Source organism: Nitrosospira sp. Is2, from assembly GCF_033095785.1.
In the GTDB taxonomy this organism is placed as follows: domain Bacteria; phylum Pseudomonadota; class Gammaproteobacteria; order Burkholderiales; family Nitrosomonadaceae; genus Nitrosospira.
The window spans coordinates 1,983,907-2,004,035 of sequence record NZ_CP137134.1 but is presented as its reverse complement, the minus strand read 5'-3'; the positions used below and the strand labels follow the sequence as shown (position 1 = coordinate 2,004,035).

The following is a 20,129-nucleotide window of genomic DNA, read 5'->3' as shown; positions in this document are numbered from 1 at the left end:
TGTCGGCGAACCGACCTGTGTCAAATGGAGATAGGCTCAGGAATACTTACCACGAAAATCCTGGTAAGCATTGACCAACCCCGCTTCCAAGGAAGTTTGAGCGCGCCAACCCAACGCATTCAGTCGGGAAACGTCCATTAGCTTGCGCGGAGTTCCGTCCGGCTTGGAGCTGTCGTAAACTATGGCGCTCGTGCAACCAACCACCTTTTTAATGGATTCCGCCAGCTCACGGATTGTCTGGTCCGTGCCCACTCCGATATTGATGAGAGGGGGCATGAACACCCCAGTCGCCGCCTCATCACTTCCCAGCAGGGAATCGAATCGCTCCTCGGGAAGGTTCATGAGGTAGATACAGGCATCCGCCATATCTTCGCTATACAGGAACTCCCGTCGGGGGGTACCGGTACCCCAGATAGTCACAGGAGAATTCCCCGCCATCTTCGCCTCATGAAACTTGCGTATTAAGGCAGGAATAACGTGACTATTATTGAGATCGTAATTATCACCGGGGCCGAAAAGATTCGTCGGCATGGCCCCCAAGTACTTTGTGCGGTATTGCCGATTGTAGCTCCAACACATTTCAATACCAGCAATTTTGGCAATCGCATAGGGGCGGTTGGTCGATTCCAGCGGACCGCTGAGGAGATATTCTTCCTTCATCGGCTGCGGAGCCAGCCTGGGATAAATACAACTTGAACCTAGAAACATCAGTCGCTTTACACCGCTGCGATAAGCTTCGTGAAGCACATTCGTCTGAATGGCAAGGTTATCGCGAATAAATTCTGCCGGGTATGTGTTATTGGCGTAAATTCCACCTACTTTCGCAGCTGAAAGGAATACGTATGAAGGGGTTTCCCGCGCGAAAAATTCCTCGACAACGCGTTGCTTCGTCAGATCTAGTTCAACGTGGTTGTATGTGATGAGATTATTGTAGCCATCAGCGGAGAGCTTGCGGAGGAGGGCCGACCCGACGAGACCACGGTGACCCGCGATATAGATTTTTGCATTTTTATCCATCGCGATCCTATTCGTGATAGTCGTATGCAGAAAAACCATGTTTCTTCACGAGTTCGTCTCGCTCAGCACTTTTCAGGTCCTCACGAACCATTTCACTTACGAGTTCCTGGAAAGTAGTCTTCGGCGTCCATCCCAGTTTTTTCTTTGCCTTGGTTGGATCACCAAGAAGAGTTTCAACTTCGGTCGGCCTAAAGTATCGCGAGTCGATCCTGATAATTATTCTGGATTCGACATTTGCGGAAGCTGAAGCGACCATTCCAACCTCATCAGGTCCCTTCCCCCTCCATGTCAGCCTCATACCCAGCTCTTGGGCTGCCGCATTGACAAAATCGCGAACGCTATACTGAATACCCGTCGCGATAACAAAATCTTCTGCCTGCTCCTGTTGGAGCATTAGCCACTGCATCTCAACATAATCGCGGGCGTGACCCCAATCGCGCAGCGCATCAATGTTTCCCAAATAAAGACAGTCCTGCAAGCCAAGTTTGATCCGGGAAAGTGCTCGGGTAATCTTGCGCGTCACAAAAGTTTCGCCCCGGATTGGGCTCTCGTGATTGAAGAGTATGCCATTACACGCATATATCCCGTAGGCCTCTCGATAGTTAACGGTAATCCAGTAGCCATAGAGCTTTGCAACCGCATAGGGGCTGCGAGGATAGAACGGTGTAGTTTCCTTCTGAGGCACTTCTTGCACAAGCCCATACAGTTCGGACGTGCTGGCTTGGTAAAATCGAGTTTTTTTCTCAAAACCAAGGATGCGAATCGCCTCGAGAATGCGTAATGTGCCAATCCCATCAGCGTTAGCCGTATATTCCGGAGTTTCAAAGCTGACCGCGACGTGACTCATCGCAGCGAGGTTATAGATTTCATCCGGCTGAACCTGTTGAATGATGCGGATCAGATTGGTTGAATCAGTCAAATCACCGTAGTGAAGAACGAAGTTACGTTGTGAGACATGCGGGTCCTGATAAAGATGGTCGATTCGGTCGGTGTTGAAAAGCGAGGTCCGCCGCTTGATTCCATGAACAACGTAGCCTTTGGTGAGCAAAAATTGGGCAAGATAAGCGCCATCTTGTCCAGTAATGCCAGTAATCAGTGCGATTTTTTTTTCGGGTGTAGTCGAGCTAGAGATTGCCATTTAATTTTTGCCTGTATTTAGGCGTTAGGGCACCGAGCATCTGATCGGCAAATCGCGCCTGCACCGCAAAGGCGTGGGACGCTTCCGGGTCGATAGAGGAAACCCTGATCAGCAAGCCATCGGGTATTTTTCCGTTCAGGCCGTAACCTATCTCAACAAGTTTCTTCTCGATTCCCCCCTGGAATACCTTGTCGCCAACCGTTGTCCAGTACGTAACCGGTTCGTTGCGCTGGCCCAGATTGGTCAGTATCCGCGTGACTGGAATTGATCCATTTTCCGTCGTGAGCGTTCCTTTTTCCTTTCCCGTCAGCGAAAACCCCTGCGCAGGGTAACAAACTTCCGGATAGTGCAGCTGCATGGCGTCTCTTTGATCATCTCCATATGCTATCGCGAGCATGATTCGATAGCCATGGTTATTAACGTAGGTGCGATTGAGGGTCTGTGTATAAATTTTTTCAATCATTTCCTGCTGCTGCGGGTCAACCATTGGCACTGGATTTTCCTTTTCCGCGTGCCATTCCCCAAAAGCGCGGGGAATTATCGCTTCGAGGTCAATCGCCGGCTCATATGTCGCGACCTTGTAGGTGGGCCGCAAGGCCAGCGCGAGCCCTGAAGCCGCGAGCATTAGGACGAGCAGAATGAAATTTTTTATCCAGACATTCATGGGCTCAGGTAGGGCTTGCCGTCCCACTCTTATGCCGCAACCTGATGGCAAGTTGAAGGAGGGAATCTACACCAATAATCAAAAGCAGCGCGCTGAGAAAAAGAACCATGCCGGCGAAACCGTGGAGAAAGCCTTGCCCTGCCTCATCCCCGAAATGATAAGTGATCAAAGTCAGGATCATCACGCGTATGACATTTGCGGTAAAAGAGATGGGCACGATCAGAATGGCAAGAGCAATGTTGCGCATGACGGAGTCGTGCCGTACTATGTTGAGGTAGAGCAATCCCAGCGCTTCCAGCGTAAAAAGCGTGTGAAGCCCGGCGCATGCATCCGCAACCAGTAACTTATACTGCCCGATCTGCAAAATCACGCCGGTACGCGCGATTGGGTAGTCAGCCCAGAAAAGTATGTTTTCAGCTACATAGGAAACCGCCATTTTCATCGGCATGGTGAGAAAATCAACCAGCGGGCCGGGGAGCGGAATCATAAAAAGCATGAAGAAGAGAGGGAACCACTGTGCTTTAAGCGCTTTCCCGCCACGAATGAGTAGTAATATTCCGGAAAACAGCCAAACGACCGAGCCAATTTCAAAGACCAGAATATCCTGTGAACGGCCCAGGATATAAAGTATTAAACCGAATATGAAAAGCGGCCAACCAATCGAGGGAGTGCCCGACTGGCCTTCGCTCACGAGCACCATTTCCGGCCACTTCCGATACATAAGCCAGCACGCGATTCCTAGTACGATGGGGCCGTGCGCTTGCTGATCGGTACTCCAGACGCCCCGGAACAAATCAACCAGGCTCGGAAGGTAAAGTACAATCAACCCGGTTATTATAGGTAACCAGATGAGCAATTGTCTGCGCCAGCCCGCCGATGCGTCCGCTCGTCTGTTGAATGCAGTTGGTGAATTGATGCTCATTTTAGTTTTAACCCAACGTAACAGAACTTGTAGAGGTGCGGCACAACACCGCCGCAACCCGGCTTGCTCGCTTTGAAGTACGTTCTTCAGTGAGATTTGCTATCCGGCTGTATTGTCCTTTACTTAATTGCTTAAAAATCATTCAGCACTGAGCCCACCAGCATCGTGCGCGTTTGTTCAAGACTGCGGGCAAGACTGACGATGTCGGGTACGGAGCTGCGATTTTTGCGAGCCAGTATGAGCGCCGCGGATGCGCCAACAGCAAGAGTCACTGCCTCAGCATGGTGGTTGGCAGCGGGGGTATCGACAATAACAATGTCAAAATCTTGAATAAGTGTCTGTAACAATTCGGCAAAAACGGGGCGGCCGATCAATTCCTGCGGATTGGGTGGCACAGCGCCAGCAGGTAACACCGAAAGCCCATGGAGTGGCGAAATCCGGCTGATGACCTCGGTCCCGTTCCGGCCCGCAAGCATACCTGAGAGGCCCCCACCATGGCCCAACTTGAATAACTTATGCTGGCGCGGATTTCGAAGGTCAGCATCGATGAGCAGAGTACGTTCCCCGAGCTGAGAGAATACGATGGCCAGGTTGGCTGCGATAAAGCTTCGCCCCTCGCTCTCGCCCGGGCTCATGATGGCAAGAGCATTGCGCCGCGTCTCGCCGTTGAACCAGCGCAACATCAGTTGGCTGCGTAGCGCTCGCAACTTCTCAACCGCGGGACTGAATGGCTCATAGGCAGCTATAAGATCATGATGCAGGCTGGTGTCTGTTTGCGGAAGGTAAAGATAATCGAACTGACGTGAGAGTGCGAAGCGAATGTCCTCTTCCGTCAGGAGACCAAGTTTAAGGCCGGTGTCGCCAAAACGCTTGTCCTGCTCTATTTGTAGCCGCAGGATACGCTCAGCGTTTTCGGAAGATAAACGTCCGCTATCGACAAGAATGGTACCGATTGAGCTATGGCTCCCGGCACCCAACTGGGTTTTACCGTGAACTTGCGCATCACCCGAACTTGTGGTCTGCTGCCGCTTAATACTTGGAAAGGTACTTGTAACTGGTTTCATGGCTGGGTTCCGGTCAATGCTCGGGGACTTCCATTCCTATTGCTCGTCTTGGCGCACTACGTCCCAAAAATCTACCTTTTCTGGTGCCCGAAGGAGATCGCGTTCCGGCAATGGAGATCGTAGCTAACACTGGCAGATCCATGACTTGGGTTAGATCTTCCACCGAGCGCACGCGGCGATTCATAAGCTCAAGCACCACCGCCACACCTACCGCAAGCAATGTACCCAGGAATATGGAGATCAATACGTTGAGTAGAATCCGGGGTCGTGAGTGTTCAATGGGTATAGAGGCTGGATTCAGTATCGCGATATTTGTTTGGACCGAGAGACTCTCAAGTCTGGTATGAGCAGAACGTTGGCTCACCGCCTCAAAGTTGCGCTGGGCAGCTTCAACGTCGCGCTGCAGGACACTGATCTGGTCGCGCTGTCCGTTCAGCTCAAGCACGTATTTTTTGTGCCTTTCAATCGCTTCCAGCAACTCTTGCTCCTTCCGTTTGCCCACTTCGTAGGAGGTGCTGATGCTATTGTGGATTTGCCGCGTCTCACTGGCTAGCCTGTTTCTAAGCGACGCGAGCTCCGACTGCGCCCGTTGCGTCTGCGGGTGGTTTTTACCGAGATTCACGCTGCTTTCCTGAAGCTTGGCGTCAAGGCGGGCTATGTCAGATTTTAGGCTGTTGATCAATGGATTTTGCATCACTTCCGCCAGCGTCTCCGGGTTTTCAGTAGATCTGCGCTTGTTGCTGCTGCTGTCGGAGGTTTGTCCCTGCACGATGGTCAACTGCGTTGAAAGCTCGTTGAGCTTGGCAACCTCATAGTCCAGGCGCTCCTCGGTGGCAATAACGCCGGTTTCCTGCTGATGGGCCGAAAGCGCCTGACGGGCTTTTTCCAGTTTGTCCCGGAGGGCTTTTGTCTGGTCGTCAAACCAGCTCGCGTGTTGACGGGCCGGATCGACCTTGAGTTCGAGATTTATGTCTATATATGCCTGTGCGAAGGCATTAGCCACGACCGCAGCAAAGCTGGGGTCGGCACCACTGAACTCAATGTTGACGACATTACTATCGCGCGAGGGTTTAACGTTTAGTTTTTTCTTTAACAACTGAGCCAGCCACACCGTTAAATCACCCTCAGCTTCGGTCGCCTCCTCCCACTGCTCGCGGATAGCCGGGCTTTCATCCATGCGTAACAGTTTGACCACCCGTTGCGCCACTCGATCACTGTTTATGATATCGATCTGCGTCGCCATATATCCTGGAGTAAGGGATCCAGGCAATACCATACCGACGAGAGGATCGGGTGACTTAACGTCGATCACAACCGCTGTATAGGCTGTGTATTCCTTTGGCAGGATCAGGCTCACCACCAGTGTCGTACTCACGACGAGAAGAAACGCGAGGAGCGCTACTTTCCGGTGGGCCCGAAGGATAAGCAGAAATTGTGAGAGTGTCATAAGGTTTGGCTACTGGTTTGCTACCGGTTTGGCTACTGGTTTGATACCGTTTAGAAAATACTTTCCCGCACGTAAATGATGTCATTTGGCTGTACGGTATCGGTCATCTCCGGAGAGAGTTTTTCGACCACACCGTCCGCGTTTTTCCTATGCAACCGCAGCCGCCACTCACTGCCACGCACGGTGTGCCCCCCACCTTGGGCAAGGGCCTGCTGGATTGTCATTCCCCGTTCGATACGATAGGCGCCCGGACGCTGAGCTTCACCATAAATATAAAAGACCGGCGCGCGGTGGACGTAGATCACGTCTCCGCCTGCGAGAATGATATCCGCATCGGATCTTTCACCGAGGTAGAGCTCCGCTATATCAATCACCTTACGGAAGGGCTTCCCGTCGCGCGAACCAATTACGATGGCTGAATCATCCCCGGTCGGGGTGATCCCTCCGGCCATGGCCAACATATCGCTCACGCGGCTGAGGGTTTCAAGCGGAAACCGGCCCGGACGGTTGACCTGCCCGAGTACGCTCACCTGATTTCCGCGCATTTGCAGGAGAATAATGTTGACCTGTGGTTGCCGAACGAAACCGCCATTCTTTAGTGCGTCAGCAACTTTCTTTTCTGCGGCAGAGATAGGGAGACCGCCAACGTCAATGTTGCCAATCAGGGGATAAGTTATCACCCCGTTCTCGGAAACGCGCGTTTCGGTAGTGAGGTCAGGATTCTGGAAAACCTGAATACGTAGTACATCCCCAGGGCCAAGCGGATAGTCGTGATTCCCCTCCGCAAAAACGGTCGTCGCCAATAGGGCAAAGAAAAGAGTCAGTATCCGCGTCAGAGCTTGAGTCATGGATGTCAAATTTCCCTTATAGATATAATAATTGGACAGTTTCACTTTAAACCGGCTACGCCTCTCTCGACTGACCCGCCGGGGGTAGAAGCGCGGGTTGCCATACCAGGGTCTTTTGCCTCGGTGGCCTGGGGTCCGGCCGCAGTTTGCGGTGTGTCAGAGCCAGCGAATTCCCCCATGTAGGTAATTTTAGCGTTGGCCTTAAGGGTTTTAAACTCCTGTTTGGCCATCTCGGCAGCGCGTTGATTGCCGAGAAACTGTTGGATACGGGGTAGTGCCGCCTCTTCCGACACCGGCGCCGATTGCGCACCAGCAAGCCTCATCACCGTCACTGTCTGGGGGCCTTCCAGAACCAGACTCTGCCCGGCCTTGAGCGGGTGTATTTTCGGTAGCAGTTCGAGCGGAATTTGTTCAGCCGATCGGGTAGCGCTACCCGCCGCAAATTTTATGCCCCTACCTTTAAGCCAATTGGCAATCTCTTCCATCGGCTTTCCGGCCTCGACCATTCCACGCAACTCGGCGGGAACCCCGGCAGTTGCCGGCATTACGATTTCCTGAATGTTATAAATGCGGCGCTCCGCGAAAAGTGGCGGGTTTTCGGCGTAATATTTCTTTGCTTCTTCAATAGTCGGCTTGGGGGCAGCCGCAGTAACTTGCTCCACATAGGCGCGGGCTAGTATCTCCCGGCGAGCATTCTCAAGAGCGAGGAGTACCTCGGGTGACCGGTCCAGTTTCTTTTCCGTAGCTTTCTCGACTGCGAGTTCCTGATCAACCAGTCGATCCAGAACTTCACGGCGGATTTTGGGCGCCGTCTCGGCACTTGCAGCGCCCGCTCCCGGGGTCCGCGTCAATACGTAATTAAGCTGGTGAACAGAAATTTCGCCTGAATTAACTTTCGCGGCGATTTGTGTCGCGGGCTTCTGCTTTTCAGCCTCTTTGCTACCGCAACCGGCAATCCCAAGCGCGACCAAGGGAATCAGCAGTATAGATATTATATGGTGAGCGATGTTTCGCATTTCTGCCTTCTTTTAATGTAAAAATATGTGACGGTATACATTGCGACTTAGCCAAAGCTGCCTTCCTGCCCGAGAAAAGATAGGTATAAAGCAAAGAGCGATAACGCCGGCTCCTGACAACCACTGCGGGACTGGTGCCAGTAACGGCAAGCCCACAACAAAAAAGGCTATTAAAATGATATACACGAGATAATAAAAGTCGTCAATGAACCGGTCGGCTGACTCAGCCTTGGTTGAAAGCGGCCGATTTTCCCCAGCGTGAAATGAAAACAAGCTCACCATGCAAATTGTTTTTGTTATTAACACCGCTCGTTCACCCCATCACCGCTAAAAATTAAGTCTTGCCGAGACGCTCGCCGCTGAACTGTCGAAATTGAAGCCTCTATGGTCCGAGGAACGGTGATCCCGCTGTAGTGCGCCACTAATAAAAAGTGCCCTCAACGGCTGCCAGTCCACCGCTATCATGCCCGAATGCGATGTATCCGTACGATCCCCGCCCGCGACAAATTGGACGGCCCCCAAATGATCACGCAGAATGAAGTCGTAACGCAGGCGCAATGCTACTTTTTCCGTGATCTGCCATACCGGGGCGAAAAAGACCCGGTTCGCACCTACATAACTGCTGGAAAACGGTTGAAAAAATGGCGAACCCACAAAGGTATTCGGCGCTAGCTGAAAGTTGAGCAGGTCGCGCGCCCAACCGGCGACCACCCGAGTTTTGCCCGTAACAGCCCAGTTAAGGTTGAAATTGCCCACGAAGCCCTCGAAATCCCTTTCGGGAAAGTGAGCATGGTGACGTGCCAAGTGACCCACGCGCGCATCGATCGAAGTCTTGCCGGTTACGGGCCAGATAAGCCGCAACTCATGCTCCATCTCGTTGAAACGGGTATCGAAGAGCTGACTCTGTATCGGCTCTGGTCTTTTAAAGAATTCCCCATGGCCATGTCTGAACTTGTACGTAAGCGAACTCCCGGAGGGAAAGGCATAGCGTAGTCCCCCATCGACCGAGAGAACGCTGTTGTCAAAATCCTGCACGAGCGTCCTGCTGTTCGTCCGGACGTCATAAGCCACCCCACCTATCAGGCGCCATGCGCCATCCAGCTCGAAAACCCCCTCAAACCGGAAATTATTCTCAATACGCAGATTTCGGTTAGTGGAGTTAGCGAACCCGGTGAGATCGGCGAAGTTGTTCAGCGCTTCCCGGTGGTTCCCCATCAGCCTCCCGTAAAAAGAGGGGGTCAGATACCAGTGCCAGGTGGCTGTGCCGTTTTTTGCCAGAAAATTGAGGTAATCGAAATTATGATAACGATTGTCAACAAGACTGCCATTAACCTCGAAGCGCTGCATGGAGTAAAACTTATCCCAAGTTAGCGTGCCCGTTGTGGTGATGATGAGATCGGATTTAGTATCGCTGCCGACGATACTCGCGGGAACGATGTTCGATAAGCGAAATACATTAGTGTCGTAAAGGAACGTACTCCCCCCCGTGAGGTTGAGCGTATCGCCGCGATCAGCTACAGCATATTGCGCGAGCATCGACAAGCATACAAAAGCGGGAATTCCAAACCAACGGCTATGACGACGGGGACGGTTCGGCGGCAATATTATTTTCATTATGTATGTTCTGTTCTTGGCCGCGGTATCACAACGGTATCACCTTTTAAACTTTTCAGACAATAGTTCCTAGGAACCATTGTAACAGGCTAAAAGCGCGGGACCGTGCGCGAAATGAAAAGTCACTGAACATCTCTCTGCCACGGTCCAATCCCACTCTGTCACATCCTCGCGCAAGCGGGATTGTCGACCGCGCCCTTGCCTTTGATACCGTTTTAACTGAATGATGATTCGCAAGCATTTGACTGCAGCTCAGTGCTTATTGCATCTTCCATCTTTTTGCTCAAAACACGTCCGCTGCCAGCTTGTTCAAGCTGCTATCAATAAGCGGCTCTATCTCGCAATACTATCAAAACCGTTTTTAAGATAATGTGCAGATCAAGCCGCAACGACCAGTTACGCAGGTAATCGAGGTCATGATCTATACGCGCCTGCATTTTATCAAGGGTGCGAGTTTCGCCCCTATAACCGTTGACCTGAGCCCATCCAGTGATTCCAGGCTTGACCTTGTGGCGGATCATATAACCCTTTATCAGGTTCCGGTAGATCTCGTTATGCGCGACCGCATGCGGTCTTGGCCCGACGATGCTCATACGGCCCTGAAGAACGTTTACAAACTGGGGCAATTCGTCCAAGGAATTTCTGCGCAGAAAAGCCCCGAAACGGGTCACGCGGTTGTCATCCTTTTGGGCTTGCCGGATAGTATCGCCATCCTCGCACACCCGCATCGATCGAAACTTATAGACAACAATTTCTTCCCCATCAAGTCCGTAACGACGCTGCTTGAAAATGATTGGACCCCGCGAATCCAGCTTAATAGTCGCGGCGATAAGCAGCAGGAGGGGAGAAATCAGAGCCAGGATCAGCAGCGACAGAACGATATCGCTCACCCGCTTGATCAACCCGTTTGAGCCCGTAAAGGGAGATTCACAAACCGAGATTACAGGAGTGCCGCAAACCGTTCCGCTCCTGCCCTGAATAAGGTCGGTAATGAACATGTCAGGCACAAAATAAATCGAGGCAGTAGTGTCTTTCAGTTCGTCAAGCACATGGAGAATGCGAGGCTGCGACGCCATTGGCAATGACAAATAAATGTACTGGATGCGGTTTTCTTTTACAAAATAAGGAAGCTCCCGCAATCTCCCCAGCAATTGTCCATGTTCAGTCTCATGTAATCTGCTCGGATTCCGGTCGTCGAAATAGCCGGACAACTCGATTTTAGAATACCGCGTCTGTTGAATGCGACTTGCCAGCGCGACGCCCTGCTCGTTCATGCCTACTATGATGGCTCGCTGCGGGGGTCCTTGAAGCATCAACAGATATGGCGCTGCGGTGCGTAATGCGAGGTGCACGCCAATCTGGCTTAAGGGGGCAACCCAAAGCCAGGTGATCAATGTCTGGCTGGAGAATTCGGCGATGTATCCGGTTGCAAAACCAAGAAAAAAAAGAAGCAACACGACCCAGAACCAGCTATAGAAAACGTCGACGATGACTTCCATGATGCTGGATTGCAGGCGCGAAGTGCCGGGGAAAGTAATCGAGAACACGATCACCGCCAGAATCAGGTAGGGGGGAAGCAATTCTCCTTCAATGCTGACGCTTACAAGCCAGAGTGACAGCGTAAGTGCGGCAGGATCGAGGATAGCCTCTACGGCGCTCAACATATTGTTGCCAAGCGGCCCCTTGGAGTGTCCAGAGGGAACCGTCGAAGCAGAAAATGTCGGATTCGCTTCAGCCATGACTCGGACTACGCTCTATTTTGGAAACAGCTTGCATCCGGTTATAGACGTCCAGCTTTCTGAATATTTGGTGCAGATGATTTTTCACCGTGTATGAACTGATGCATAGAATGCTTCCGATCTCGGCGTTGGTTTTGCCCTTCCTTACCCAATCCATGATCTCCGCTTCGCGATCGCTTAGGCCGTAGTATTCGCTGCCACGTGAACTCGGCAGGAACGGCACCTGAAAAGAAGAACTCGTCAGAGGCGCAACCCGACGCAACGCCGAATCGAGATACGGCAGCAGAATCTCGATTGTGCTGAGCGTTGAATCGTTGAGTTTGTCTTGAGAGCTAAACATTATGTAGAGGCATTCGTCATGTCCCCGTTTATCGCTAATGCCATGCAAGCCGTAGGAGCGCATGTTTTGCAAAGCCTTGCCAAACGAACATTGCAGAGCATTGTACTCAGGAAGAATGCCCAGTTCATCGACACTCGATATAAACGGGGTTCTCCCGACGTCGACCCAACGATTATAAAGCCCGCGAACCAATGGCGAAAGACCGGCCGGCTCGGAATGCGCTGTTCTTACTCCGGGCAACGCGGAAACAATATCATACCGTATAACATCAGAGCTGAAATCGCCCCACGCGACCAGCATGATTTCATGCGGCAAATAGTGCTGCATCTCCCCCTGAAGCCACTTCAACAGGTCGAAATGCCGGCGTACGGCCACGCCTTCCTGAATTATACGGAAGTAACGCTGGAGATGATCCGACGAAAGTGATGAGAACAAGCCCATGTTGTGATTAAGACGTTTGCTTAGACAGCTTGAACAGTAAATTGAAGAATCACCCACCTCAGGCTCGAGGGCGACGAACCCTGACCCAGTCCATGCCCTGACAGGGCAACAACGCTTCCCACGACATATAAGCCGCCGCGGCTACCCGAATGTTCGATGACCGTTCGAGATCTACGTCTTTGGACAGGTGCCAAGTGCATATCGGCCGCAGAATTATCGAGCCTCTTACTCTGAGCAAAATTGCTGAATCAGATCAAATGACTCTGAAGCGGCGATATTATTCATTGCACTTCTCTGAAAGTTGGGAGCCGGGGCCATGAAAGCTGCGCAGGGTCAGAGGTCGTATATAGTGTGTAGTAATGTAACCTATGCTTGTTGCAACTTAATTTCATAGCCTTAAAACAATTGCGCTTAAGAATCCACGACAACTTCCTTCTTGAGGGGGTATTAGGATCAGGTTGAGTCGGGTTTAAAGCCGCCATGATTCAGCGTTTCTCCTCGCCGCATTCCAGCATTTAACTCACTGGTTTTTTGTTTTTTTAGAGATTGGCTTCTTTAGAGAGGCTTGTCTGTACGTTATCTAACATAATTGCAAATAACCTATATAGGACGAGCCTGACCAGGATTAGCAGACGTATTCACCCTGTTTTTTTAAAGATGAGGATGAGTAGATTGACGCAAGGGATGGGGGGAGCCAGGGGAGAATCGCAGCGGCGTTCGCCCGGTGCTATCCTCTGGGGGAGGGAGACGACGGCGGGTACAACCGGAGTATTGTAGAACGACGCAAAATGCGGTAGCTGACGGGGGCTACACCCTGGTGTGACATTGGTAACTCCTTGAACCTCTACAATCGGCTACTCGTCTTGGAGGGTCGTGTGCTCTTGTTATGGGGCGGTCGGCTTCTGCATAAACTGCCTGTGCATCACTATCACGATGTACCTGAGCTATACGCTCTGCTTCGTCTAAAACCAAGCTTCAACAGCTCCACTGTGCCGTGCCTGTCTTCTACATAGTCTTGACGAAGGACTTCTCTAAAGGGCGCGGCTGTGCTCTTGGTCGTACTTGGTGACTCCTTCTTAGCTTGAGCTATGCGGTCCTTGATGATTGCTAACACCTGGAACTTCCGGCTATTGCCAACCTTCAAGTCTGAAGTACGAGAGGACCCTGTTAAATATGTTCCTAGGGGATGTATGAGCGACGCGATACAGTGGCTTACCCACCCGATAGTGGCCCACGTCGCCGAAGGTATTTAGCACCCATACGAAGGGCCATAGGCGCCAGGCTGCAGTGGCCAGTAAGTGTGCCACAATTCTTAAAGCTAAGGATAATGCAGAGGAAAGAAGTAATTGGGGTGGCTGATGGGGATCGAACCCACGACAACCGGAATCACAATCCGGGACTCTACCACTGAGCTACAGCCACCGTTTTAAAAGATAACCTACAGCGTTAATTTCAGGTGCCATTCCGCAAAACCGTATGGCGTGCCCGACAGGAATCGAACCTGTAACCCCCAGCTTAGAAGGCTGGTGCTCTATCCGGTTGAGCTACGGGCACCACTCAAGTCGGATATCAGCCCACCAGATTGCATGAATGGTCGGGGTGGAGAGATTTGAACTCCCGACATCCTGGTCCCAAACCAGGCGCGCTACCAGGCTACGCTACACCCCGGAAGGCGGATAATACCTTTACCCCCCTAAAAGGTCAATTTTGCGCCGCTTGGGCCGCTTTCATCCGTACAGAGCGATACGGCTTGCCGATATGGCTCGCGTTGGGCTGAGAGTTAACGGCGCCGAAGAAGCAGATCTGCAGTCAGGGATTCTCTAGCTTGTCCCGTTCGATCAATGCGTAAGCGGAATGATTATGGATGGATTCAAAGTTTTCCGACTCCACCACGTAGGCGTTTATACGCGCGTCCCGATTCAGCACTGCAGCCACGTCACGCACGACGTCTTCGACGAACTTGGGATTATCGAAGGCCTTTTCAGTAACGTACTTCTCGTCTGCACGCTTGAGTAGTCCGTAGAGTTCGCAAGATGCCTGATCTTCCGCCACGTGTATCAGATCTTCAATCCACACAGAACTAGCGGGAGAGACGGAAATCGACATATGGGAGCGCTGGTTGTGGGCGCCGTACGCGGACACTTGTTTTGAACACGGGCACAAACTCGTTACTGGTACCACGACCTTCAAATTGAATTGGTAGCTTCCTTCGTGAAGTTTGCCTGCGAAAGTTACCTCGTAGTCCATCAGGCTTGTTATGCCAGTAATAGGCGCGGTTTTGCTCATGAAATAAGGGAAGGTCATCTCAACCCCTCCAGAATCTGTTTCGAGCTTCTGCACCACTGCATTTACGATACTCTCGAATGATTTCACGGAAATGACGCGATTATTGCTGTTTAAAATCTCTACAAAACGGGACATATGCACGCCTTTGAGTTGATGCGATAAATTGGCGTGCATATCGAAGGTGGCGACGACATGTTGCGTGCGCCGCCCTTTATCCGCAATTTTTACAGGATGACGAATAGATCTTATCCCCGCTCTGTTAATAGCGATACGGCGACTATCGAGCGCGGCTTGGACGTCCGCAATCGGGACATTGACTTCGTTCATGCAGTGTTCTGGAACATGGCGGTGGCGTAGCAATCCATGCTATGCCGTCCGCAATGTGTTGAATTAGACTTCGATGAATCTCGCTCTGACGGACGTGACGATGGATGTTTTATCCAGTCCGCAGTCGGCAAGCATTTGAGCAGGATCGCCTTGATCAATAAACGTATCTGGCAAGCCCAATTGCAGCAAGGGGATTTTGAAGCCAGCACTCGCAAGTGATTCCATTACCGCGCTGCCCGCGCCACCCATGGTTGTATTCTCCTCCACCGTTACCAACAAATCGTGGCTCAGCGCAAGAGAAGCGACCAGATCATTGTCCAATGGTTTAACAAAACGCATATTTACAACGGTAGCGTTTAATTCATCGGCCGCTTCAAGGCAAGGTTTAAGCATACTGCCGAACGCCAGCAGAGCGATTTTTTCTCCCTCGCGTCGAATTTCGCCCCGCCCAATAGGCAGCATTCGCATTTGCTTCTCGGCAGCCACCCCCGTTCCCACACCCCGGGGATAACGTACCGCGGTGGGTGTGTCCATCTGAAACGCGGTGTAGAGCATTTGACGACATTCATCCTCATCAGCAGGGACCATCACCGTTATATTTGGAATACAGCGCAGATAGGTCAAATCAAAACTGCCGGCATGAGTGGGCCCGTCCGCCCCCACCAACCCAGCCCGATCTATGGCAAACACAACGGGGAGGTTCTGAATAGCGACGTCGTGGATCAACTGATCGTACGCTCTTTGCAAGAAAGTTGAATAAATGGCCACGACGGGCTTCAGTCCGTCGCATGCCAGACCTGCTGCGAACGTGACCGCATGTTGCTCTGCGATTCCAACGTCGAAATAGCGGTCGGGATATTCCTGCGAGAATCTTACCAGGCCTGAACCCTCACGCATTGCGGGAGTAATCCCAATCAACCGCTGGTCCAAGGCCGCCATGTCGCACAACCAGTCGCCGAAAATCTGGGTGTAGGAAGGCTTGTTTGAAGCTTTGGGAATAATGCCCGCCTGTGGATTGAATTTGGTGACCCCGTGATAAAGGATCGGATCCTCTTCTGCCGCCTGGTAACCCGCGCCCTTTCGGGTTACGACATGAAGGAATTGGGGACCATCCAGATGCTTGATGTTGTTAAGTGTGCTTACAAGGACGTCGAGATCGTGACCATCAATGGGGCCTATATAGTTGAAACCGAATTCTTCAAACAGTGTGCTGGGTGTGACCATGCCTTTGACGTGTTCTTCCGCGCGCTTGGCAAGTTCCAGCACAGGTGGTACCACCCCCAGCATCTTTTCGCCGGCACGCCGGGCGGTGGCATAAAACTGCCCGGACATGAGCTTCGCAAGGTAATTGTTGAGGGCGCCCACAGGCGGTGAAATGGACATGTCGTTGTCGTTCAGAATCACCAGCAGATTGGTGTTCATGGCCCCCGCATTATTTAGGGCTTCAAACGCCATGCCGGCGCTCATGGCGCCGTCCCCGATGACCGCAACCACGCATCGGTCCTTACCCTCGTGCTGCGACGCCACGGCCATTCCCAAGGCAGCGCTGATAGACGTGCTGGAATGCGCAGTACCAAAAGCGTCATATTCGCTTTCATCCCGTCGCGGAAAACCGGCGATACCGCCATGCATACGCAATCTGCTCATTCCTTCACGGCGGCCGGTCAATATCTTATGAACATATGTCTGATGGCCTACGTCCCATACCAAACGATCGTACGGCGTGTTGAATACGTAATGCAGGGCTATGGTCAATTCAACGGTGCCCAGATTGGACGATAGATGGCCCCCGGTTTTGGCCACGGATTCAACCAGAAATTGCCGTAACTCCTCTGCGAGCTGAGGCAACAGCTTGCGTTCCAGCAAACGTAACTTGGAAGGGTCGGTGACACTATCAAGCAATGGATACATTTAAACCTTGGAGAATGGAAATATTCTTTACCTTGGGATTGCCAGCTTAAAATTCGCGCTGGATAATGAAGTCGGTAACCTGTCGCAGCCGGTCCGCCTTTTCGCCAAAACCTTCCAATGACTGGTACGCATCGCGGCGTAACTCTTCGGCCAGGTCGCGTGCCTGACCGCGCCCAAGGATGCTTACGTATGTTGGTTTGTTATTGTCAGCGTCCTTGCCGGCAGTTTTACCTAAAGTTGCTGTGCTCGCCTCTGCATCGAGCACATCATCCACGACTTGGAAGGCCAAGCCGATACGTTTGGCAAAGTGGTCCAGGCTCGTCAATTCACTCTCTTTCAAGCCGCTTCCACAATACGCGCCCAGCATGACCGCGGCGCGAATAAGCGCGCCGGTCTTATGGATATGCATAAATTCGAGCTCCGGCAGGCTTAACGTGGCCCCTACGCTAGCCAGGTCAACCGCTTGACCGCCGGCCATACCCCGCGAGCCGGCCGCTTGCCCCAGGTGTTTTATCATTTCCAGTTGAACTTGCGGGATATCTGCCACGGTATGCTCGGCCAGCAATTGAAAAGCCAAGCTTTGTAAACTGTCCCCAGCAAGCAGCGCGATAGCCTCACCGTATTCGATGTGACAGGTCGGTTTGCCACGCCGCAACACATCGTTATCCATACACGGCAAATCGTCATGAACCAACGAATAGGCATGAATCAGTTCTACTGCAGCTGCGGCGATCGTCACGCGCTCTTCGGCTGCGTTGCTCAGCTCTCCCGCTGCAAACGCGAGTAAAGGACGTACCCGCTTCCCACCACCTAGAACAGTGTAGCGCATGGCGTCGTGCAAACGCTCGGGGGGGACATTCGATGCGGGGAGCAGGATCTGCAGAGAAGCTTCGATGCGTTCCTGTCGGCTTCTCGCCCAATCCTGGAAATCAGCGATCATCAATACCGGATGGGGAGAAATTTTTCAATGTATCAGCCTCAAGAAGACGCACCTGTTGTTGCGCATCCTGGAGCTTGGATTGACAATATTGTAACAGCTCCATGCCTCGTTTATGAGCAAGGAGCGAATCTTCCAGTGGCAATTGTCCTGCTTCCATTTCGCCCACGATACTTTCAAGTTCCGTCAAGGCGGCCTCAAAGCTCGCCGGAGGCAAAAATTTGACGACGTTGGAGGGGTTTGTCATGATAAGCATGATGTTACGAAAGACGTGAATTGCCGGGAAACTGCAAAAATAACGCAATTAGCTGGTATAGGTCAATTAAATCCATGAAACTTTCCCTTAACCCGACCCTCCTAGTCGGGATTATAGGCTTTCCAGGAAAGAGAGCGTGCTGTTTCTGCTAAGCTTATTGCACTTCTTGAGGCTTTTCGTATATCAACTGTCTTTTTTGCCCCTCGAAAGGTCTTACGTATCGATATGTCCCGCTTAGTTGATCTCTCCCAATCGACACCCACGCAACTTCCCGTCGGCTGGTATCTCGATTCCGATATTCTCGATTTAGAAAAACGCATCTTGTTTGACGCCGGTCCGGGCTATATCGGACACGAGATTATGGTCCCTAATATCGGCGATTACTACGTCCCGGAATGGATGAGTCACGCCAAGATGCTGGTCCGTAACCATGATGGTATCGAACTATTGTCTAATGTTTGCCGCCATCGGCAATCTTTGCTCCTGAAAGGGCGGGGCAATACCAGGAACATCGTTTGTCCGATACACCGCTGGACTTATGATTTGACCGGCAAACTGCTGGGTGCGCCCCACTTTGCGCAAAATCCCTGCCTTAATCTCGGCACTACACCGTTGCAAAACTGGAACGGGCTCCTGTTCGGGGGAAAGCGGAATGTCGCGCGCGATCTGGGACAGCTAGGCGTTCTGAAGGATTTTGATTTTTCAGGCCACGTCCTGGAACGAGTGCAGGTGGAACAATATGCCTGCAACTGGAAAACGTTTATTGAAGTGTATCTGGAAGATTACCACGTTGAACCCTACCACCCCGGTTTGGGGAACTTCGTCAATACCGCCGAACTGAGATGGGAATTTGGCGAGTGGTACAACGTCCAGACCGTCGGCGTCAATCATGGTCTCACACGCCCTGGTACAGCGGTCTATGCGAAGTGGCAGGAGCACCTCCTGCGCCAGACGGCAGGAGAGGTGCCGCGGCAGGGTGCGATATGGATGCTTTATTATCCTAACGTCATGCTTGAATGGTATCCTCATGTGCTGATTATCAGCACGCTGCATCCGGCTGGAACAGAGCAGTGCGTTAATGTAGTGGAATTTTATTATCCAGAAGAGATCGCTTTGTTTGAGCGGGAATTCATCGAGGCGGAACAGGCCGCCTATCATGAAACAGCCGTCGAAGATGATGAAATCTGCAGGCAGATGAGTGAGGGACGCCGCGCCCTGCATGAACAGGGAATGAGCGAAACAGGTCCGTATCAGTCACCGATGGAAGATGGCATGGTACACTTTCACGAATTTCTGAGACGCGAAATCGACCCCCATCTTTTGTAGTGGTAATAATTGGCCCATGTACCCTCGTTGAGATTGATCCATGATTACCATTCAAGAAGCCGACAATCTGATCAGCGTTGCTGTTTTTGGTGAATTCACTTTGGCAGATTTTAAGGAATTCGAAGAGCAGGTGCTCTACAAATCCCGTGTGGACAGCAAAGTGGATGTACTGTTTGATTGGCGCGACATGCTGGACTACACCGTCGATGTCGCATGGGAAGATATCAAATTTATTCGCGAGCACGGCAACGATTTCAGGCGGATTGCGATCATTACCGATAATCAGTGGCGGGCCTGGGCTGCATGGGTCTTCAATCTGTTTGTTGATGCAGACATCAGAGTCTTCAGCAACTACGCAGATGCGAAGGCATGGCTGGAAGCTTAGGTCATTACTGAACAAGCCTCTCATACCGGCACTCATGTGCCAACCCTTGGCACTCTCGCTGGGTAAGCCCATCCCCAGCAGTAACTCCATAGAGGATTGCGTAATTTAATTCCGCGTTCTCTCGAACAAATATCCCAGCGAAAGAACCTTCACTAATAAAAGGAAGCAAGGGGATGCGAAGGCGTTAAAGACACCGGCGCAAAGCTGAAACTCAGCCGGAAATATCCCGCCGCGCAAACCAGCAATAGGTGAATTAGTAACTGTTGCAAAAAAGCCACACATTTCTAACTCGTTCTCCAAAATTTCTTTATATTGGCTCACAACTCGTACAGAATGGAACCTGTCGCCCATGCAAGCCGTAAGGAAGAGTCTCCCGGTCATTTCATTGTCATTTTCTGTCGGTGGAAACCTGCTATTTTCAGGGACTTAGCTTGGATATGGGCATGCGCAT

The 20,129-nt window shown here is 51.7% G+C and carries 17 protein-coding genes and 3 tRNA genes; 2 read left to right on the top strand and 18 right to left on the bottom strand.

The genetic code is table 11. The features are described from left to right. Positions 1 to 36: 36 nt before the first annotated feature. From R5L00_RS08830 to R5L00_RS08745, 18 genes are all read right to left on the bottom strand, one after another. On the bottom strand, positions 37 to 1,017 hold the full coding sequence (locus R5L00_RS08830; RefSeq protein ID WP_107694167.1) for a GDP-L-fucose synthase family protein: 981 nt from the start codon (positions 1,015 to 1,017) through the stop codon (positions 37 to 39). A 7-nt stretch (positions 1,018 to 1,024) separates the two neighbouring features. Further along, positions 1,025 to 2,155, bottom strand: coding sequence for a GDP-mannose 4,6-dehydratase (gene gmd / locus R5L00_RS08825; RefSeq protein ID WP_107693992.1), 1,131 nt, complete (start codon positions 2,153 to 2,155; stop codon positions 1,025 to 1,027). After that, entirely contained in the window at positions 2,142 to 2,819 is a 678-nt protein-coding gene (epsI, locus tag R5L00_RS08820; RefSeq protein ID WP_107693991.1) for an exosortase-associated protein EpsI, B-type, read from the bottom strand. Before epsI ends, gmd begins: the two co-directional genes overlap by 14 nt. A 4-nt stretch (positions 2,820 to 2,823) precedes the next feature. Further along, positions 2,824 to 3,741 carry an exosortase B gene (gene xrtB / locus R5L00_RS08815; protein WP_107693990.1) on the bottom strand — a complete coding sequence of 306 codons (918 nt, stop codon included), beginning with the start codon at positions 3,739 to 3,741 and terminating at the stop codon, positions 2,824 to 2,826. A 131-nt stretch (positions 3,742 to 3,872) separates the two neighbouring features. Next, positions 3,873 to 4,805 (bottom strand): chain length determinant protein tyrosine kinase EpsG, encoded by a 933-nt coding sequence (epsG, locus tag R5L00_RS08810; RefSeq protein WP_107693989.1) that lies wholly within the window; start codon positions 4,803 to 4,805, stop codon positions 3,873 to 3,875. Between the two features lie 13 nt (positions 4,806 to 4,818). Further along, positions 4,819 to 6,252, bottom strand: coding sequence for a chain length determinant protein EpsF (epsF, locus tag R5L00_RS08805; protein WP_317650851.1), 1,434 nt, complete (start codon positions 6,250 to 6,252; stop codon positions 4,819 to 4,821). Between the two features lie 50 nt (positions 6,253 to 6,302). Then, positions 6,303 to 7,100, bottom strand: a complete 798-nt coding sequence (epsE, locus tag R5L00_RS08800; RefSeq protein WP_107694166.1) for a polysaccharide export protein EpsE — start codon at positions 7,098 to 7,100, stop codon at positions 6,303 to 6,305. A gap of 41 nt (positions 7,101 to 7,141) precedes the next feature. After that, positions 7,142 to 8,116: an EpsD family peptidyl-prolyl cis-trans isomerase gene (locus tag R5L00_RS08795; RefSeq protein WP_107693987.1), complete on the bottom strand. Its 975-nt coding sequence runs from the start codon at positions 8,114 to 8,116 to the stop codon at positions 7,142 to 7,144. Positions 8,117 to 8,443: 327 nt separating this feature from the next. After that, positions 8,444 to 9,730, bottom strand: a complete 1,287-nt coding sequence (gene epsL / locus R5L00_RS08790; RefSeq protein WP_258192668.1) for an XrtB/PEP-CTERM-associated polysaccharide biosynthesis outer membrane protein EpsL — start codon at positions 9,728 to 9,730, stop codon at positions 8,444 to 8,446. 320 nt (positions 9,731 to 10,050) lie between these two features. Beyond that, positions 10,051 to 11,394: an undecaprenyl-phosphate glucose phosphotransferase gene (locus R5L00_RS08785; RefSeq protein ID WP_411555616.1), complete on the bottom strand. Its 1,344-nt coding sequence runs from the start codon at positions 11,392 to 11,394 to the stop codon at positions 10,051 to 10,053. A gap of 67 nt (positions 11,395 to 11,461) precedes the next feature. After that, complete coding sequence (gene epsA / locus R5L00_RS08780) at positions 11,462 to 12,184, bottom strand: XrtB/PEP-CTERM-associated transcriptional regulator EpsA (RefSeq protein WP_317650843.1); 723 nt, start codon at positions 12,182 to 12,184, stop codon at positions 11,462 to 11,464. A 1,413-nt stretch (positions 12,185 to 13,597) separates the two neighbouring features. Beyond that, a tRNA-His gene (locus R5L00_RS08775) sits at positions 13,598 to 13,672 on the bottom strand. A gap of 55 nt (positions 13,673 to 13,727) precedes the next feature. Then, positions 13,728 to 13,804 (bottom strand) — tRNA-Arg (locus tag R5L00_RS08770). A gap of 37 nt (positions 13,805 to 13,841) precedes the next feature. Then, positions 13,842 to 13,918, bottom strand: a tRNA-Pro gene (locus R5L00_RS08765). Between the two features lie 141 nt (positions 13,919 to 14,059). Then, positions 14,060 to 14,863, bottom strand: coding sequence for a GTP cyclohydrolase FolE2 (gene folE2, locus R5L00_RS08760; protein ID WP_107693963.1), 804 nt, complete (start codon positions 14,861 to 14,863; stop codon positions 14,060 to 14,062). 63 nt (positions 14,864 to 14,926) lie between these two features. Beyond that, positions 14,927 to 16,774 (bottom strand): 1-deoxy-D-xylulose-5-phosphate synthase, encoded by a 1,848-nt coding sequence (gene dxs, locus R5L00_RS08755; protein WP_107693962.1) that lies wholly within the window; start codon positions 16,772 to 16,774, stop codon positions 14,927 to 14,929. A 46-nt stretch (positions 16,775 to 16,820) separates the two neighbouring features. Continuing rightward, a complete protein-coding gene (locus R5L00_RS08750; protein ID WP_107693961.1) occupies positions 16,821 to 17,714 on the bottom strand; it encodes a polyprenyl synthetase family protein in 894 nt (297 codons plus the stop codon). Continuing rightward, on the bottom strand, positions 17,704 to 17,958 hold the full coding sequence (locus R5L00_RS08745) for an exodeoxyribonuclease VII small subunit (RefSeq protein WP_317650827.1): 255 nt from the start codon (positions 17,956 to 17,958) through the stop codon (positions 17,704 to 17,706). Before R5L00_RS08745 ends, R5L00_RS08750 begins: the two co-directional genes overlap by 11 nt. A gap of 234 nt (positions 17,959 to 18,192) precedes the next feature. Here R5L00_RS08745 and R5L00_RS08740 point away from each other — a divergent pair, with 234 nt between their 5' ends. Beyond that, positions 18,193 to 19,293 carry an aromatic ring-hydroxylating dioxygenase subunit alpha gene (locus R5L00_RS08740; protein ID WP_317650822.1) on the top strand — a complete coding sequence of 367 codons (1,101 nt, stop codon included), beginning with the start codon at positions 18,193 to 18,195 and terminating at the stop codon, positions 19,291 to 19,293. A gap of 40 nt (positions 19,294 to 19,333) precedes the next feature. Continuing rightward, a complete protein-coding gene (locus tag R5L00_RS08735; protein ID WP_107693959.1) occupies positions 19,334 to 19,678 on the top strand; it encodes an STAS/SEC14 domain-containing protein in 345 nt (114 codons plus the stop codon). The last annotated feature ends 451 nt before the right edge of the window (positions 19,679 to 20,129 follow it).